The organism is Ruegeria sp. AA6 (assembly GCF_056542865.1).
This window is the reverse complement of the sequence record NZ_JBQGAN010000002.1, coordinates 116,833-133,703: the sequence shown is the minus strand read 5'-3', so window position 1 is coordinate 133,703 and position 16,871 is coordinate 116,833. Positions and strand designations below refer to the sequence as shown.

Annotated in this window: 17 protein-coding genes; 6 read left to right on the top strand and 11 right to left on the bottom strand. The window is 57.9% G+C overall.

Going from position 1 to position 16,871, the window contains the following annotated elements:
• The first annotated feature begins 257 nt into the window (after positions 1 to 257).
• From ACR0LN_RS03655 to ACR0LN_RS03645, 3 genes are all read left to right on the top strand, one after another.
• Complete coding sequence (locus ACR0LN_RS03655; RefSeq protein WP_480427846.1) at positions 258 to 803, top strand: tetratricopeptide repeat protein; 546 nt, start codon at positions 258 to 260, stop codon at positions 801 to 803.
• Between the two features lie 68 nt (positions 804 to 871).
• Positions 872 to 1,960, top strand: coding sequence for a flagellar motor switch protein FliG (locus ACR0LN_RS03650; protein ID WP_480427844.1), 1,089 nt, complete (start codon positions 872 to 874; stop codon positions 1,958 to 1,960).
• Between the two features lie 98 nt (positions 1,961 to 2,058).
• Positions 2,059 to 2,982 carry a lysophospholipid acyltransferase family protein gene (locus tag ACR0LN_RS03645; protein ID WP_480427843.1) on the top strand — a complete coding sequence of 308 codons (924 nt, stop codon included), beginning with the start codon at positions 2,059 to 2,061 and terminating at the stop codon, positions 2,980 to 2,982.
• Here the strand turns inward: ACR0LN_RS03645 and ACR0LN_RS03640 are convergent, their stop codons facing one another.
• A complete protein-coding gene (locus tag ACR0LN_RS03640; RefSeq protein ID WP_480427842.1) occupies positions 2,983 to 3,684 on the bottom strand; it encodes a DUF1223 domain-containing protein in 702 nt (233 codons plus the stop codon). It lies immediately after the preceding gene.
• A 221-nt stretch (positions 3,685 to 3,905) separates the two neighbouring features.
• Between ACR0LN_RS03640 and acnA the strand changes: the two genes are divergently transcribed.
• Positions 3,906 to 6,596, top strand: coding sequence for an aconitate hydratase AcnA (acnA, locus tag ACR0LN_RS03635; protein ID WP_480427841.1), 2,691 nt, complete (start codon positions 3,906 to 3,908; stop codon positions 6,594 to 6,596).
• A gap of 111 nt (positions 6,597 to 6,707) precedes the next feature.
• Here acnA and ACR0LN_RS03630 read toward each other — a convergent pair whose 3' ends face one another.
• The 10 genes from ACR0LN_RS03630 to yajC form a co-directional block, all read right to left on the bottom strand.
• Positions 6,708 to 7,244 (bottom strand): DsbE family thiol:disulfide interchange protein, encoded by a 537-nt coding sequence (locus tag ACR0LN_RS03630; protein WP_480427840.1) that lies wholly within the window; start codon positions 7,242 to 7,244, stop codon positions 6,708 to 6,710.
• Entirely contained in the window at positions 7,237 to 7,395 is a 159-nt protein-coding gene (gene ccmD, locus ACR0LN_RS03625; protein ID WP_480427839.1) for a heme exporter protein CcmD, read from the bottom strand. The genes ACR0LN_RS03630 and ccmD overlap by 8 nt, the downstream gene beginning before the upstream one ends.
• Positions 7,392 to 8,165 (bottom strand): heme ABC transporter permease, encoded by a 774-nt coding sequence (locus ACR0LN_RS03620; protein WP_480427838.1) that lies wholly within the window; start codon positions 8,163 to 8,165, stop codon positions 7,392 to 7,394. Before ACR0LN_RS03620 ends, ccmD begins: the two co-directional genes overlap by 4 nt.
• Before the next feature lie 61 nt (positions 8,166 to 8,226).
• A complete protein-coding gene (gene ccmB, locus ACR0LN_RS03615; protein ID WP_170414442.1) occupies positions 8,227 to 8,883 on the bottom strand; it encodes a heme exporter protein CcmB in 657 nt (218 codons plus the stop codon).
• Positions 8,880 to 9,494, bottom strand: coding sequence for a heme ABC exporter ATP-binding protein CcmA (gene ccmA / locus ACR0LN_RS03610; RefSeq protein WP_480427837.1), 615 nt, complete (start codon positions 9,492 to 9,494; stop codon positions 8,880 to 8,882). The genes ccmB and ccmA overlap by 4 nt, the downstream gene beginning before the upstream one ends.
• 56 nt (positions 9,495 to 9,550) lie before the next feature.
• Positions 9,551 to 9,904: an Mth938-like domain-containing protein gene (locus ACR0LN_RS03605; protein WP_480427836.1), complete on the bottom strand. Its 354-nt coding sequence runs from the start codon at positions 9,902 to 9,904 to the stop codon at positions 9,551 to 9,553.
• 8 nt (positions 9,905 to 9,912) lie between these two features.
• On the bottom strand, positions 9,913 to 10,671 hold the full coding sequence (locus ACR0LN_RS03600) for a sulfite exporter TauE/SafE family protein (RefSeq protein ID WP_480427835.1): 759 nt from the start codon (positions 10,669 to 10,671) through the stop codon (positions 9,913 to 9,915).
• Positions 10,652 to 11,620, bottom strand: coding sequence for a protein translocase subunit SecF (secF, locus tag ACR0LN_RS03595; RefSeq protein WP_480427833.1), 969 nt, complete (start codon positions 11,618 to 11,620; stop codon positions 10,652 to 10,654). The genes ACR0LN_RS03600 and secF overlap by 20 nt, the downstream gene beginning before the upstream one ends.
• A 1-nt stretch (position 11,621) precedes the next feature.
• Positions 11,622 to 13,283: a protein translocase subunit SecD gene (gene secD, locus ACR0LN_RS03590; protein ID WP_480427831.1), complete on the bottom strand. Its 1,662-nt coding sequence runs from the start codon at positions 13,281 to 13,283 to the stop codon at positions 11,622 to 11,624.
• 33 nt (positions 13,284 to 13,316) lie between these two features.
• A complete protein-coding gene (gene yajC / locus ACR0LN_RS03585) occupies positions 13,317 to 13,604 on the bottom strand; it encodes a preprotein translocase subunit YajC (RefSeq protein ID WP_480427830.1) in 288 nt (95 codons plus the stop codon).
• A 202-nt stretch (positions 13,605 to 13,806) separates the two neighbouring features.
• Here yajC and ACR0LN_RS03580 point away from each other — a divergent pair, with 202 nt between their 5' ends.
• On the top strand, positions 13,807 to 15,471 hold the full coding sequence (locus ACR0LN_RS03580) for a mechanosensitive ion channel family protein (protein WP_480427829.1): 1,665 nt from the start codon (positions 13,807 to 13,809) through the stop codon (positions 15,469 to 15,471).
• Positions 15,472 to 15,542: 71 nt separating this feature from the next.
• A complete protein-coding gene (serS, locus tag ACR0LN_RS03575; RefSeq protein ID WP_480427828.1) occupies positions 15,543 to 16,835 on the top strand; it encodes a serine--tRNA ligase in 1,293 nt (430 codons plus the stop codon).
• Positions 16,836 to 16,871: the final 36 nt, after the last annotated feature.

Below are 16,871 nucleotides of genomic sequence, written 5' to 3'. Positions count from 1 at the left end.
ATGGTCCGCACACTGATTTGCGCATTCGCCCTTTGCTGTTCCGCATCCGTTGCACTGGCATGCAGTGCTCATACCAAGCAAACCCAGTCTTGCGCGGAAGGAACCTATTGGGATTCTGAAACGCAAACCTGCGCAAAAATCACCAACAGCTAAGAATATTCTTTCCTACTTGTGAATAAAAGCGAGGGCGCGATTGTTAGCTTTTTATCAGATCGCGCTATGCTTGTTCAGAGCAGCCTAAAGAATGGAGTAGGAAAATGCGTCTCGTATTGGTTTCAGCTATTGCCCTTCAGGCTTTTGCCTTCGCACCGGTCGTATATGCGGCCGGCGGTGGCGGTGCTACCACCCCACCCAAACCAACGAATACGACTAAGAAGTGCTTGTTCGGCCGCGTCTACGACAAGGACGCCGGGCGTTGTGTCAAACCGAACAAGACCAACTTTACCCAGGATGAATTGTACGACGCCGTTCGCGAGCTGGCCTATGACGGCCAATTCGAAAATGCTCAAGACATTCTGCGCATCATGGACCAAAACGATGATCGCGTTTTGACCTATTGGGGCTTTACCTACCGCAAGATGGGTGAGCTGGAGCTGGCCAGTGTGTTCTACAACAACGCCATCGAGGCCAACCCCGATAACATCCTTGCCCGCAGCTATATGGGACAGGGGTTTGTCACCGAAGGCAGAACCGATCTGGCCATCGAACAATGGCGCGAGATCAAGGCGCGTGGCGGTGAAGGCACATGGGCCGAGGCATCGCTGCGCGAAGCAATCCGTACTGGTCTGACCTACAACTACTAAACTTCAGGCTTTCTTTACCCGACTCTCCCTAATCTGCCTGTGGAACGAAATTTTGGCACCGCAGGCAGATGCAGGACACAAATACATTGGTTCAAGTGGCACCGGGCGCGAACCGCGGGCTGGATCAGAATGACGAAACACCGCGCGTCGTCCCACGCGCGCTCAGCAACCGGCAGAAGGCCGCAGTCGTTGTACGCCTATTGCTGAACGAGGGCGCTGATATCCCGTTAGAGGAACTTCCCGACGATCTTCAGGAAAAACTGACCCATCAACTGGGACAGATGGGTTTGGTGGACCGGGTCACGCTTGACGCCGTAGCGCAAGAGTTCGCTGAAGCGCTTGAGGGTCTTGGTCTGTCTTTTCCGCATGGGCTGGCTGGTGCGTTGGATGCGGTGGACGGTAAAATCGCCCCGTCAACGGCGGCACGTCTGCGCAAAGTCGCCGGGGTGCGCCAGATCGGCGACCCGTGGCAGCGTCTACGCGAAACGCCGACCGAGGATTTGGCCACTATCGCTCAGGCCGAGAGTACGGAAATCGCAGCGGTCATACTGTCAAAGCTAGAGACATCGAAAGCGGCGCAGCTACTTGGGCATCTGCCTGGCCCAGTTGCGCGACGGATCACCTATGCAATCTCCAAAACCGCAAACGTGACGCCCGAAGCGGTCGAACGCATCGGCTGGTCGCTGGCGGCGCAGTTGGATCAACGCCCCTCGCAGGCCTTCGCCGACGGCCCCGGCGCGCGCGTGGGTGCGATCTTGAACCAAACGGCGGCCTCAACACGCGATGGTCTACTTTCAGCTCTGGATGAGCAGGACTCGGATTTCGCCAGCGTTGTACGCCGTTCTATCTTTACCTTTGCGCATATTCCGGCTCGGGTCTTGCCCCGTGATGTCCCGGCAATTTTACGGGACGTGGATCAAACCGATCTGGTCACCGCGCTGGCCGGGGTAACAACGGATGACGATCAAGCCACGGTGGAGTTTCTACTCGCTAACATGTCTTCGAGAATGGCTGACAACCTCCGCGAAGAAATCGGGGAGCGTGGCAAAGTCAAGCAAGTTGAAGCCGAAGAGGCAATGACACGGATTGTAGGCGCGGTCCGCCAACTGGTCAAAGAAGGGACGATCACTCTGGTCGAAGAAGAAGCAGACGAATAGTTGACGTCCACGCCACCTGTACATTGGAACGCTTGTGGTCAGCGGAAGCGCCTTGTATGTCTGACCCGGCAAATCGAAACAGCCGGTGAGACCAACATATGCCCGTCGAAAAGTCGGAACTTAGCCGAGGGGCGCTTCGGAAGTACTATGTCACCGGGCTGTTTCTGAAAGGCTTGATTGGCGCCATGCGCATGCTGCCCTATGAGCGGCGCATCGCCACGATGGGAGCCATTGTACGAGGTGTTGCCCCTTTAGTCGGGTTCACGAAACGCGTGCAAAGCAATCTGAAGCTGACCTGCCCCGACCTTCCCGCCTCCGAGGTCAAACGCATCTGCCGAGCAGTTCCCGACAATGCGGGCCGCGCGATAATGGAGCATTTCTCGCCCGAGGATTTCACCGAACGCCAAGCCAAAGCCAAGATTTCCGGCCCCGGACTAGCAAAGTTTGACGCGGCCGTGGCCGAGGGTCGACCGGTTATGATGATTACGGCGCATTTCGGGCACTATTTGGCCGCCCGCATAGCGCTGCAACACCGCAGCGGACAGCCCATTGGTTGCCTTTATCGCCGCATGGCGAACCCCTACTTCAACGACATGTATGTCGACGCCTTTTACAAAACCGGTGCGCCGATGTTTGAACAGGGCCGCCGTGGGATGGTTGAGATGGTGCGCTCTCTCAAAAAGGGCGGCATTATTGCCATTGTTTCAGACCTGCATGCCCATGGCGGTGAAGAACTGACTTTTTTCGGAAAACCCGCGGTGACGTCAGTTTTGAACGCGGAATTGGCGATGAAGTACAAGGCCGACCTCGTCCCCTGCTATGCCATTCGCCAGCCGAACGGCATTGATTTTGAGATTGTTTTGCACGATCCGGTGCCGCATACAGATCCCTCAACCATGACTCAGTTCACCAATGACGATCTTGAGGCTGTCGTCCGGCAGCATATGGGTCAATGGTTCTGGATTCACCGGCGCTGGAAAGCTTGGAAGCGTTTGGGTGTGCAGCCCGAAGACATGCCCTGACTACTTAACTTTGGTGGCCGCTACGATTGGACCATGACCGGCCCTTTGCACCAGCACCACAGCTGGCAGGTCCGATGCCAACACCGCCGAAAACTGCTGCGGCGCGACCCCGTCCCATTGCCCGGCCACCCGCCAGGATTCCACTACATTCGCGTAATCAAGTTCGTGCCCCGCAAGCTCTCCGCGACGAATTGAGGCGTGACGCATTGGCGAGTACTGGATCAATCGCACATCGTAGACATCACCGTCCTGCAACTCGACCGGAGTGACATTCACCGTCACGTCATTTCCTGATCGTGTCGCTTTGACCTCAGCCTCTGGAGCAGCTTTGAGGTGCGCGTCAATCAGACGGTCCAATTCCCGCGATTGCGCGCCAACCACGTCTTGCTGCCCGTTCACGACCATCTGCGGTGTGTAGATCATTGATCGACCGCCCTGCCGGGCATAGGCGCGCTGACGGTAGGTGTGATCGGGGTTGGCGTATTCGTCCGCCCAACCGATATAATCCCAATAGTCCACGTGCAGGGCCAGCCCTATCACGTCATCGCGCTGCGCCAGATCGTGCATCAGCCGGTCGGCGGGCGGACAAGACGAACATCCCTGCGACGTGAACAGTTCGACCACAACCGGGTCACCTTCGGACATCGCCGAAGAGGCAAATAAAAGGGAAAGACAAATGGTCGCTGGAGCAATTCTGAACATATGAAAACTCGGGCTTTCAGGGTGCTCAACTGGTTTAAACGGATCGGCGTTCAACCTCCAATCAAGGTTTCTTGAGATTTTTGACGGAGCCCCCTTGCATAGTATACCTTTGCATACAACTTTAAATTCAAGGTATATATGCCTTGAACGAACAGCAATCATGCTAAAGAAAACAAACAGCGAATCCCAAAATCTAAAATATTTGAGAGGGAGGCCATCACATGCCCATTAAAGTCGGTCAGGATACCGCCAAGACACGCCGCAGCCTGAGCGTGAATGGCAAATCCATTTCTTATTACTCGATCCCCGCCGCGCAAGCGGCCGGTCTGGGCGATTTTTCCAAGCTGCCGGCTGCGTTGAAAGTTGTGCTCGAGAACATGTTGCGGTTCGAAGATGACGGTTTCTCGGTCTCGGTCGATGACATCAAGGCGTTCGGCGAGTGGGCGGCCAATGGCGGCAAAAATCCACGCGAGATCGCCTATCGCCCGGCCCGTGTCCTGATGCAGGATTTCACTGGCGTCCCGGCGGTAGTCGATCTGGCCGCGATGCGCGACGGCATCAAAGCTCTGGGCGGTGACGCGCAAAAGATCAATCCACTGAACCCGGTGGATCTGGTGATCGACCATTCGGTCATGATCGACGAATTCGGCAACCCGCGCGCGTTCCAAATGAACGTAGACCGTGAGTATGAGCGGAACATGGAGCGGTACCAATTCCTGAAATGGGGTCAGAACGCGTTCAACAATTTCCGCGTTGTGCCACCTGGAACCGGTATCTGCCATCAGGTAAACTTGGAATATCTGGCCCAGACCGTCTGGACCGACACTGACCAAAACGGAGAAGACGTCGCTTATCCTGACACGCTAGTCGGCACTGACAGTCACACCACGATGGTCAACGGCATGGCCGTTCTGGGTTGGGGTGTTGGCGGTATCGAGGCAGAGGCCGCAATGCTGGGTCAGCCGATATCGATGCTGATCCCCGAGGTTGTTGGCTTTGAACTGACCGGCTCTATGGTCGAAGGCACCACTGGTACCGATCTGGTCCTCAAGGTCGTTGAAATGCTGCGCGAAAAGGGCGTTGTCGGCAAATTCGTTGAATTCTACGGCGAAGGTCTGGACCGTCTGCCTCTGGCCGACCGGGCAACCATCGCCAATATGGCCCCGGAATACGGTGCGACCTGTGGCTTCTTCCCGATCGACGGCGAAACCCTGCGGTACATGCGCAATACCGGGCGGGATGAAGATCGCCTTGCGCTGGTCGAAGCCTATGCCAAGGAAAACGGGTTCTGGCGGGATGAGAACTATGCGCCGATCTATACCGACACGCTGACGCTGGACATGGGCACTATCGTTCCGGCGATCTCTGGGCCGAAACGTCCGCAGGATTACGTCGCGCTGACCGATGCCAAGTCCGCCTTCACCAAGGAAATGGCTGAGACTTTCAAACGCCCGATGGGTAAACAGGTCGAAGTCAAAGGTGAAAACTACGGCATTGAATCGGGCAAGGTCGTGATCGCCTCGATCACCTCCTGCACCAACACCTCGAATCCCTATGTAATGATCGGGGCTGGTTTGGTGGCAAAAAAGGCGCATGAACTGGGCCTGAACCGACAGCCCTGGGTAAAGACGTCTCTGGCCCCCGGATCGCAAGTTGTGTCCGAATATCTTGAGGCCGCCGGGCTGCAACAGCATCTAGACGCCATCGGGTTCAACCTTGTGGGTTACGGCTGCACCACCTGTATCGGCAACTCAGGCCCGCTCCAGAAAGAGATCAGCGAAGCGATTGCCGAGGGCGATCTGGTCGCCACATCAGTCCTGTCTGGCAACCGTAACTTCGAAGGCCGCATCTCACCCGATGTGCGCGCCAATTATCTGGCCTCACCGCCGCTGGTCGTCGTGTATGCACTGGCGGGCACGATGGATATCGACCTGACCTCGGAACCGATCGGTCAGGACAGGGACGGCAATGATGTCTTCATGAAAGACATCTGGCCCAGCCAAGGCGAGATCGCAGAGTTGGTCGAACAGACAGTCACCCGCGACGCGTTCCAGTCAAAATATGCAGACGTGTTCAAAGGTGACGAGAAATGGCGTGAGGTAGAGGTTCCACAGCAGGAAACCTATAACTGGCCGCCAACCTCGACCTACATTCAGAACCCGCCTTATTTCCAAGGCATGGGGCCTGAGCCGGGCACAATCTCGAACATCGAAGGTGCCAAGGTTCTGGCCATTCTGGGCGACATGGTTACCACCGACCATATCTCGCCCGCCGGGTCGTTCGCGACCACCACGCCCGCAGGCAAGTACCTGATCGAACGTCAGGTGCAACCGCGCGAGTTCAACTCCTACGGATCGCGCCGTGGCAACCACGAGGTCATGATGCGCGGCACCTTCGCCAATATCCGCATCAAGAATGAGATGCTCGAAGGCGTCGAAGGCGGTTACACCAAAGGGCCGGACGGCGAGCAAACGTCGATCTATGACGCATCTATGGCCTATCAGGCCGAAGGCACCCCGCTGGTGGTGTTCGGTGGCGAGCAATACGGCGCGGGTTCGTCCCGCGATTGGGCGGCCAAGGGCACGGCTCTGCTAGGCATCAAGGCGGTGATCGCGGAAAGCTTTGAACGTATCCACCGTTCAAACCTTGTGGGCATGGGTGTGATCCCGTTCGAGTTCACCGGCAGCGACAATCGCAAGACACTGGGTCTGAAAGGCGATGAGACCGTCTCGATCCACGGGCTGGACGCGGTCGAACCGCTGCAAGAGGTTCCCTGCACCATCACTTATGGTGACGGCACCGAAAAGACCATCACCCTCAAGTGCCGCATCGATACCGCGCCCGAGATCGAGTACATCGAGAATGGCGGTGTGCTGCAATACGTGCTGCGCAATCTGGCGAAGGCTGATTGATACAACAAAGCCCCGGCCAACGCGCCGGGGCTTTCGCTTTCCAAGGGCTATGATCACAAGCCCAAAGATAGAGCGCGTGCCGCAGGCACGCTCCGCTTGGCAGCGTCGGGGCTACTGACCGGCCTCTTCCAACGCTGGACGGATCGTGCTTTCGATCACACGCTGGGTTACAGGTCCGGCAAAGCGCAGGATGATCTTGCCGTCGCCATCGACCACATAAGTTTCCGGCACGCCATAAACGCCCCAATCCAGCGCCATACGCCCCTGTTCATCGCGCCCGATGCCCTTGTAGGGATCACCCAGCTCGCTCAGAAAGGCCTCGGCATTGTCCAACTGATCTTTGTAGTTGACGCCGTATACCGGGATGCCTTCCTTGGACAGCGCCTCAAGGTTCGGGTGTTCCACTCGGCAGGGCGCGCACCAGCTGGCCCAGTAGTTGACCAGTTTAACTTCACCATCCCGCAGAGTCGCATCGTCGAAAACCGTCTTGCCCGGAAACTCGGTCAGAACCACTGGCGGCGCCGGCTGGCCTTCACGAGCCGACGGCAACGCATCAGGATCATCGCGGAACATTCCGATGCCCGCCAGCACCGCAAAAGCACCAAAGATCAGCGGCGGCGCAAGCATCAGGGGCGATATCTTAGCCATTGCGCGTCATCCTTTGTTCGACCTTTTCCATCTCGGTTCGTACTTTGCGACCGCGCATGATGCTGAACACGATCAGCAGCACCAGCAGCACAATCGAGGCCGCATAGGACCACAGAACCGTATCGGCGTATTTTCCAAGATCAGGCATCATCCGTTTACCCTTTCCCGTGCCAGCAGCGCCTTGATCCGACGCGCGCGAATTTCAGTGCCCGTGCGATACAAAACCAAAGCGATGAACAGCAATACGAACCCGATGATGCACAGCAACAGTGGATAGAAATAGATGTTGCTCACCTTCTCTTCGGTGTCCGCCCCGGTTACTGCCGCCGCACGCATCACAGACGCGCCCTGATGCAGCCCCTGGTTCCAGAAATTCACAGCATAGCGGCTGAGAAGCGCAAAGACCGACCCCACCAAACACAGGACCGAGGTCAAGTCGGCCGCAGTATCGGGGTCTTCGATCGCTTCCCACAGGGCGACATAACCAAGATAGAAAAGGAACAGGATCAGGAACGACGTCAGACGTGGGTCCCACGCCCACCAGGTCCCCCACATCGGTTGACCCCAGATTGCCCCGGTCGCCAATGCGATCAACGTCATGACGACACCCACGGGGGCCGCCGCTCGGGCCGCCAGCGCGCTGACGTGGTGTCGCCGTACTAGCCAAACCAACGAAGTCGCCAGCATCATCAGCCAGCAGTTGATGGCCATCAGCGCCGCCGGAACATGCAGGTAGATGATCTTGACGGTCGAGCCCTGCTTGTAATCGTCTGGCGTAAAGAAGAACCCCCACACAAGCCCCACCACGATGCAGACAGCAGAAGTGATCCAGAAAAACGGCAGTACCCGTTCGCTGGTCGCAAGGAACTTTCGCGGGTTGGCATATTCCCACAGGGCGTTGGCTTTGGCTGCGATAGACATGGGCCTTATCTAGTCCGAGTCGGGGTTGTTCTCAATTGACATCGGTCAAAGTTTGACCGCGTCACCGAAGGTTGATGCGCAGCACTGCGGCGCTGGCAAATGGAAGCAGGGCAATCGTGGCTGCGGTGATCCCTGCCAGCATCAGCAGTGGCGTTTGTGTCTCCATCCCTGTTGCACCACGACGCGCGACCTCGGCCCCAAAGATCAGGGTCGGCACATAAAGCGGCAAGACCAAAAGCGACAACAACAACCCTCCGCGCTTGAGGCCAACCGTCAGGGCCGCGCCAAAAGTTCCGATGACGCTCATGGCCGGTGTGCCAATGAGTAACGAGATCACCAACCAAAAGAACCCTGGCACCGGCAGGTTCAGTAGCACACCCAGAAACGGTGCAGCCAGAACCAGAGGCAGCCCGGTGGTCAGCCAATGCGCCAAAGCCTTGATCGAGACCACGGCTTCCAGCGGCAGTGGTGCGGTCGCCAGCAGATCTAGCGAGCCATCCTCCCAATCCAACGCCAATAGCCGGTCCAGCGACAGCAGACAGGCCAATAGCGCGCCCAGCCATAGGACACCCGGCGCGATTGTGGACAGCAGCGAAGATTGCGGCCCCACCGAAAACGGCACCAGAACCGTTACAATCAGGAAAAACGCCAGACCGAGGCCAAATCCGCCGCCCGCGCGGAAGGCCAGTTTCAGGTCGCGCAGCAGCAGGGCGATCACAGGAAGCCTCCGTCAAAGTCTTCAATGGGTTTGGGTTTGGCCTTGTTGGGACCAACGTCCAGAACCTCTCCGTCCAAGCCAAGGTCGATATGGGTGGCGATCAGGGCGGACCCGCCCTGCCCCAGATGCGCGCGCACGGCGTCGGCGAACATCTGCACCGCGTGGCGGTCCAGCGAGACGGTTGGCTCATCCAACATCCAGATCGGCCGTCCCGTGACCAGCATCCGTGCCAGCCCCAAACGACGTTTCTGACCCGCCGACAGGTTGCCCGCGTGGCGATCTGCCAGCTCATTCAGGGCAAAGGCGTCCAACGCGGGCTGGATGTCGTTCGTGCCAAAAACCGAGGCCCAGAAGGTCAGATTTTCAACGACCGTCAGCGTCGGCTTCAACCCGTCGGAATGCGAGGCATAGGCGATCTGATCCTCGGCACCGTCAATTTGCCCGGCCAGCGGCGGTTGCAACCCGGCCAATGTGCGAAGCAGCGTGGTTTTACCAATTCCATTCGGTCCGCGCAGAATCAGCGCCTTACCAGGGGGCAGTGAAAAATTCAGCCCCTCAAGTACGGGAACGCCGCCACGGGTGATGGCCAGATCAGTTACGGTCAATGTCATGAGACCCGCTTATCTGATTGCCGTCAGGGGCAAAAGGCGAGATTTGACGCAGGTCCTCAGACCGGCAACAAGGCCAGAGCTATGCGGCGACCTTCGGACAGCAGCACGTTGTACGTCCGGCATGCGGCTGGGGAGTTCATGATCTCAACGCCCATTCCGGCGCTTTCCAAGGCGGAACGCAGGTCCGACGGGATATGCGCCAGATCGGCCCCCGTACCGATGAGCAGGACGTCCACGGCCTCAGCCAGGGCCAATAATGGCGCGTCGTCCTCGTACCCACCCCATGCTGCCGTTCCCGTTGGGCCGGTCAGAACGCCGCCCTCAAAAACCTGTCCCCCGATCCGAAAAAAACCGGGGCCATACCCGTCGACCGGGGCGGAGTTGTTATAGGTGATCTCATTCAGGCGCATGGCGTCTTCTAGCCCCAAAGCGGCAGGCCCGACAAGGCCGCAAGCGCGATCGCCAGATAGGCGGCAGCGCGGTAAACCCTCTCACGGTCAGGTCGGAACAGCCATCCTCCCAGCCAATTGCCAACAAGATTCGGAACCGCGAGGACAAACCCCAATGCCGCAGCGGACCAGGTAATCCGATCCATACCGATCAAGTACCCCAAAAGCAGGAAATCAAAGCCGAACAGAAACAGCAGGATCGTGGCGCGGATAACCGCAACCGGTACAGGGCGCGACATGTAGAACAGGATCACAGCCGGGCCTGGCAAACCCGCGACACCCCCAAGAAAGCCTGCCGCCGCCCCGATGCCAGCAACCATCCACCGGCCAACACGCCCATTGTACCGCACCCCCAGGATCAAAACGGCCAGCATGAAAAACGCCAGCAGGCTGACCGCATAGCGAAACACCTCGGGCTCTACCAGCGTAAGAATCCACAACCCGACCGGTAGCAAAAGCGCACACCCGACCAGCAAGCGCAGCAGATCCTTGCGATGGACGACGCTCCACGCCCGGCGCAGGTTGGGCAAAGGCCCGAAGATGTCCATGATGGTCAGGCCGATCAAAGCACCGAATGGGCCAAGATAGGGGGCGGAAAGGGGCAGGAAAATCAGCGCGGTGCCAAAGCCGGAGAACCCGCGTACAATGCCGCCAAGGAATGCGGCGAATAGAATAACGGCCAGCCCCGCAGGGGACTGGCCGAAGAACTCAGGCGTCGATGTTGGCAAACTGATTGCCTGCCGTGTTCGACGGCTTGGACCAGTCGCGCTTGACACCCAGCCACAGCAGGATGGTCGAGGCTACAAAGACCGAGGAATAGGTCCCGACGATCACGCCCCAGATCATCGCGAAGACAAAGCCGCGGATCACATCGCCGCCCAACACGTAAAGCGAGATCAGCGCCAGCAATGTGGTGACAGAGGTCATCACCGTCCGGCTGAGGGTTTCGTTGATCGAGATGTTCAGGACCTCTTTCAGCTCTTTCTTTTTGTACTTCCGCAGGTTCTCTCGCACTCGGTCAAAAACAACCACGGTGTCGTTCAGCGAATACCCCACGATAGTCAGAAGGGCCGCGATAATCGCCAGATCGAAGCGGATTTGAAGCTCCGAAAAGATACCGATGGTCAGGATCACGTCATGCACCAGCGCGGCCACAGCCCCCAGCGCGAACTGCCACTCAAACCGCAACCAGATGTAGACAAGCACCGCTCCGATCGCCAGAACGACGGCGATCACGGCGGTCTGGATCAATTCACCTGACACCTTCGGGCCAACGGATTCGACCGAGACGAACTCGATATCCGGCGCGGCGACCTTCAAAGCCTCTTCCACTGCTGTGACGGTGGCAGCTGAAACAGCCTCAGCATCGGCCTGCGCCTGAATGCGGATCATGGCGACATTCTGATCTTCGCCAAAGGTCGGATCAAAAATCTCGGTAATCGTGACATCGCCAAGTTCCAACGGCGAGATGGCGTCGCGATACGCGCCGACGTCGATCTCTTGCGCGCTTTCTGTGCGGATCGTAGTGCCGCCGCGGAAGTCGATACCGAAATTCAGGCCTTGCAGCATGAATGAGGTAAAGGCCACGACCATCATCAGGCCCGAAATACCCAGCCAGAGCTTCCAGCGGCTGAAAAAATCGAACGAGGTGTTCTGGGGTACGAGTTTCAGTCTCATGTCAAACCTCGATCATTTTCGGGCGGCGGCGTTCAAACCACATCACGATCATCAGGCGCGTCACGAAGATCGCGGTAAAGACCGAGGTCAAAATACCCAGCCCCAACGTAATCGCGAAGCCGCGCACCGGGCCACTGCCCATGGCAAACAGGATCGTTGCCGTGATGAATGTGGTGACGTTGGCGTCCAGAATGGCCGACAGCGCCTTTTCATAGCCCAACTCGATGGCGCGCGCCGGGCCTTTGGCGGATTTCAGTTCCTCGCGGATACGCTCAAAGATCAGCACATTGGCGTCGACCGCCATACCGACGGTTAGAACGATCCCAGCGATACCCGGTAGGGTTAGTGTTGCCCCGATCAGCGACAGCAACCCAAACAGCAAGCCGACGTTGACGATCAGCGCGATGTTGGCGAATACACCAAACAGGCCGTAGCTAAGCGCCATGAAGGTCAGAACCGCGACAAAAGCCACGATGGTCGCAACCTTACCTGCGTCGATGCTGTCCTGTCCCAGTTCAGGGCCGATGGTGCGTTCTTCAAGGAACTCCATCCCCGCGGGCAAAGCACCGGCACGCAGCAGGACGGCGAGGTTCGTGCTTTCTTCAACGGTGAAGTTGCCGGTGATGATACCCGACCCACCCGGGATATGCGATTGGATCACAGGGGCCGAGATCACCTCATCATCCAATACAATGGCAAAAGGCGCGCCGATATTTTCCAGGGTGTAGTCGCCAAACTTGCGCGCGCCGGACGTGTTGAACCGGAAGCTGACCGCCGGGCGGCCGTTCTGGTCGAACGAGGGCTGCGCGTCTACCAGCTCCTCACCCGTCACGACGGGAGCGGCGTCGAGCGTGTAATACACACCCTCTTCATCTATCGACGGTACAACCTTTTGGCCGACGCCCGGTACGGCATCCGGGTCACTGCCACGCCCGGCAACCGGGTTAAAGGTCAGCTGTGCTGTAGTGCCGATTATCTCCTTCAACTCACCCGCGCTGCCGATGCCCGGCACCTGAATCAGGATACGGTCCGCGCCCTGACGCTGAATAGTGGGCTCACGGGTGCCCACCTCATCAATCCGGCGGCGGATGATTTCCAGTGCCTGACGCACGGTACGATCGTCAGAGGCTAGTTTCTCGGCCTCGGAAAGCTGCACAACGATGGTGTCACCCTCGGCGCGGGCTTCGATGTCAGTTGCCCCCACCCCGGTCAGGGTCTGCACCTGACGGGCCAGACCGCGTACAACCTCCAGCGCGCGGGGCATGCCCTCGGGCTGGCTGAGGCGGACGCGAATCTCATCCGGGGCGGAGTCCTGTTTTCGAATGGTTCCAACGGTTGCACGTTCGTCCCGCAGGGCATCACGGATTTCGGGCCACATCGCCTCCATCCGGGATTCGTACACATCTGCGACCTTCACTTCGGCCAACAGATGCGCCCCGCCCCGTAGATCGAGACCCAGATTGACCAGAGACGACGGCAACCAGTTTGGCCACTGCGCCGCTTCGGCCTGCATCTCGGGGGTGTCGATGCCAAGCTCGATCGCGGCCTTGGCATCGTTGGATTGCTCGACGCGCGTATAAAACGCATTCGGCAGGGCCAGGAAAAGGCCGATCACACAGACCGACCAGATCAGAACCCGCTTCCAGGTATAAATTTGCAGCATTACCCTGCCTTTTCAAGGAATTATCGCGCGAAGTTACTTCGCCGGTTCGGTCTTGTTCAGAACCTGCGCAATGGTCGATTTGACCACGCGAACCTTGACGTTCTCGGCCAGTTCGACCTCGATCTCGTTCTCGCCTTCTTTCACCTTCGACACCTTGCCGATCAGACCACCCTGGGTAACGACCTGATCGCCCCGGCGCACGGCTTCGACCATGGCTTGATGCTGCTTCACTTTTTTCTGCTGCGGACGGATCAGCAGGAAATACATGATCGCAAAGATCAGGATCAGCGGGAGAAACTGGGCGATTGCGCCACCTTCCATGGGATATTCCTTTTGGTTTGGTACTGCGGAGGGGCTCCGCAAATTTGGCGAGAACCTATGCTTAGAGTTGCCCCTTTGCAAGCAAAGGCGGCGCTGTGACCCACTTGAACCTGTCCCTATCGCAGCAAGAACAGACAAAACGTTGCAGATATGTCCTAGGAACATGACCAAAACTGGGTATAGTTTGCGTTAAGGGGGACATATGGCACGGCAATTCAAGCCCTTCCTTTTATTGTTTTATTTCCTGATCTCACTGGCACCGAGCCTTTGGTTTTCCAGTGTGGTTTGGGCACAGGAAACACCCACCGAAAACGCGTCGCCCGAGGTCGAGGAATCGGATGATTTCGTGGCCCCGGTTATCGTGGACGGAGATGTTTTGTTTCGGGTACGGGGGTCCAGCGCCCTGCCCGCGCCAGAGCGTGCAGAAACCGTGCAAGACGCGATTATTGAAATCGCCGAAGCCTCGGACGCGACTTCGGTTGAGATTACATTTGAAGAAACCCAGTTCGGCATTTGGATCATTGCCGATGGGGAAAGAGCCTCTATCGTCACGGTTGCGGATGCTGAACTTGAGCAGATCGAACTGGACGTTCTCAGTGTCCTGCACGGAGAAGCCATCAAGGAATCCATCGAAGCCTACCGTGCCAACAGAACCGAACAAGCACGTGTGTCCGGTGCCATCGAAGCTGCAGCGTGGACATTAGGTTTTGCAGGGTTCGTCGCAGCGATCCTGTGGCTACACCGTAGAATCAGGCGGCGGACGCTCAAATTCGTAAAACGCCACCTCAGGGATGTGGAAACCGCCACCGCCAAAAGCGTTCAGGCCGAAGCGATTGCCGCCTTAGTGCGGTACGGATTGAATTTCGCCCTGCTAGTCATCTTTTTCTTAGGTTTCTACTACTACCTATCCTTCGTTCTGCTGGCTTTTGCCGAAACCCGCTATTTCGCGCAGCTTCTGCTCACCTACCTGACCGAACCTGTCCTGCTGATTTTCAGAGGCATTCTCAGCTACATCCCCAACTTGATCATGTTGGGTTTGATCACATGGGTGACGATGTACATTATCAAAGGCATGCGTGTGTTCTTTGATGCGGTCGAGGCTGGCTCATTCGACATGGGCGATTTCGAGAAGCACTGGGTTAGCCCAACCTTCAACATTGCCCGCGTGGTCGTGATCCTGATCGCCCTGGTCTTTGCCGTACCCTACATACCGGGCTCGGATTCTGCGGCGTTTCAGGGGCTGACAATTCTGGTTGGTGCGATGCTGTCGCTGGGCGCAAACTCGGTCGTTTCAAACATGCTGGCGGGGCTGTTCGTGATCTATCGCCGGTCAACCTCGATCGGGGACCGCATCCAAATCGGGGATCACGTCGGCGACGTTGTTCAGATCAAGCTGATGGAGACGCATCTGAAGTCCATCAAGAACGAGTTGATCTCGATCCCCAACGCACAGCTGATGAATTCGGATGTGGTCAATTTCTCAAAGAAGACAGACGGCAGTGGCCTGTTGCTGCACACCACCGTCGGCATCGGCTATGAGGAACCGCCTGAAAAGGTCGAGGCGATGCTGATCGAAGCGGCCTTCCGCACCAAGGGGATCAAGTCCAAACCGGAACCCTTTGTTTTGTGGACTGCTTTGGCCGACTACGCGATAAATTATCAAATCAACGGCTATACCACGCGGGGCAGCATCATTCCCAAAATCCGGTCCGACCTGCACCGCAACATTGTGGCCGTGTTCAACGAAAACAATGTGCAGATCATGACGCCATCATACATGGCTGATCCGGCCGAACCGAAGATCCCCGTCGAGGAATGGGATGGCCATCTGGCGCATGAAACGCACGAGGATGCCGATAAGTCGTAACCGGTGCTACACCCCGCCTTTCAGATGGTGCATAAGCGGTCCTAGTGATTCACCCATTAAGGATCTGAACTATGCACGACATCCGCGCCATTCGCGAAAACCCTGACGCCTTCGACGCCGCTCTTGCGCGCCGTGGGGACGCGCCGGTGTCGTCAGACTTGTTGCGGCTGGACGAAAGCCGCCGCGCCAAGATTCTTGCCGCTGAAACCGCTCAGGCCGAACAGAACAAAGCCTCTAAAGAGGTCGGTGCCGCCAAAGGGCGCGGCGATGAAGCCGAGTTCGAACGCCTACGCGCACTTGTCGCCGAGAAAAAGGCCGAGGTCGCGCGGATGCAGACCGAAGCCAAGGATTTGGACGCCCTGTTGGCCGATCAGTTGATCCGCATCGCCAACCTGCCCGCCGAGGATGTGCCAGAAGGCGCGGATGAGAATGACAATGTCGAGATCAACCGCTGGGGCACTCCGCGCGCGTTGGACTTTGCACCCAAAGAGCATTTTGAGATCGAAGCCGTTCAGAGCGGAATGGACTTTGAAACCGCCGCCAAACTCTCGGGCTCGCGCTTTGTGCTGCTGTCTGGCGGCGTCGCGCGCATTCACCGCGCGCTGGCGCAGTTCATGCTGGACACACATATTAACGAGAATGAACTGACCGAGGTGAACGGCCCGGTTCTGGTCCTGTCCGAGATGATGCAAGGCACCGGGCAACTGCCGAAATTTGGTGAGGACAGCTATCAGACCCGCGAAGGCTGGTGGTTGATCCCAACCTCCGAGGTCTCGCTGACCAATATCGTCAACGACACGATGATTGACGAAAGCTACCTACCCCGCCGCTATACCGCGCATTCGCTGTGCTTCCGCTCCGAGGCCGGTAGCGCCGGTAAGGACACGCGCGGAATGTTGCGTCAGCACCAGTTCGAAAAGGTCGAAATGGTCTCGGTCACCCTTCCTGACAAGTCGGATGAAGAACAAAAGCGTATGCTGCGTTGTGCCGAGGGTATTCTGGAAAAGCTGGGCATCCCCTACCGCACTGTCATCCTGTGTACTGGCGACATGGGCTTTGGCGCTCGCCGCACGTATGACATCGAGGCATGGCTGCCCGGTCAGGACACCTATCGCGAGATCAGCTCGGTTTCCACCTGTGGTGATTTTCAGGCGCGCCGGATGAATGCGCGTTTCCGTCCTGAAGGCGGAGGAAAGCCGGAATACGTTCACACCCTGAACGGTTCGGGACTGGCTGTTGGGCGCTGCCTGATCGCTGTGCTGGAGAACGGCCAGAATGCCGATGGCACTGTGACGCTGCCCGAGGCTCTGGCCCCGTATCTAGGCGGAAAACTGACGCTGCAACTGGACGGCACGCTGGTATAAAAACCGGCAGCCGCGCTAGGCGGTGCCGGTCAAAAA

Bases quoted from the DNA above. Each gene is read 5' to 3' on its own strand.
- secF (WP_480427833.1), bottom strand. From the start codon at position 11,620: ATGAGACTGAAACTCGTACCCCAGAACACCTCGTTCGATTTTTTCAGC.
- serS (WP_480427828.1), top strand. From the start codon at position 15,543: ATGCACGACATCCGCGCCATTCGCGAAAACCCTGACGCCTTCGACGCC.
- ACR0LN_RS03655 (WP_480427846.1), top strand. From the start codon at position 258: ATGCGTCTCGTATTGGTTTCAGCTATTGCCCTTCAGGCTTTTGCCTTC.
- ACR0LN_RS03620 (WP_480427838.1), bottom strand. From the start codon at position 8,165: ATGTCTATCGCAGCCAAAGCCAACGCCCTGTGGGAATATGCCAACCCG.
- ACR0LN_RS03605 (WP_480427836.1), bottom strand. From the start codon at position 9,904: ATGCGCCTGAATGAGATCACCTATAACAACTCCGCCCCGGTCGACGGG.
- secD (WP_480427831.1), bottom strand. From the start codon at position 13,283: ATGCTGCAAATTTATACCTGGAAGCGGGTTCTGATCTGGTCGGTCTGT.
- ACR0LN_RS03580 (WP_480427829.1), top strand. From the start codon at position 13,807: ATGGCACGGCAATTCAAGCCCTTCCTTTTATTGTTTTATTTCCTGATC.
- yajC (WP_480427830.1), bottom strand. From the start codon at position 13,604: ATGGAAGGTGGCGCAATCGCCCAGTTTCTCCCGCTGATCCTGATCTTT.
- acnA (WP_480427841.1), top strand. From the start codon at position 3,906: ATGCCCATTAAAGTCGGTCAGGATACCGCCAAGACACGCCGCAGCCTG.
- ccmA (WP_480427837.1), bottom strand. From the start codon at position 9,494: ATGACATTGACCGTAACTGATCTGGCCATCACCCGTGGCGGCGTTCCC.
- ccmD (WP_480427839.1), bottom strand. From the start codon at position 7,395: ATGATGCCTGATCTTGGAAAATACGCCGATACGGTTCTGTGGTCCTAT.
- ACR0LN_RS03650 (WP_480427844.1), top strand. From the start codon at position 872: ATGCAGGACACAAATACATTGGTTCAAGTGGCACCGGGCGCGAACCGC.
- ACR0LN_RS03645 (WP_480427843.1), top strand. From the start codon at position 2,059: ATGCCCGTCGAAAAGTCGGAACTTAGCCGAGGGGCGCTTCGGAAGTAC.
- ACR0LN_RS03630 (WP_480427840.1), bottom strand. From the start codon at position 7,244: ATGGCTAAGATATCGCCCCTGATGCTTGCGCCGCCGCTGATCTTTGGT.
- ACR0LN_RS03640 (WP_480427842.1), bottom strand. From the start codon at position 3,684: ATGTTCAGAATTGCTCCAGCGACCATTTGTCTTTCCCTTTTATTTGCC.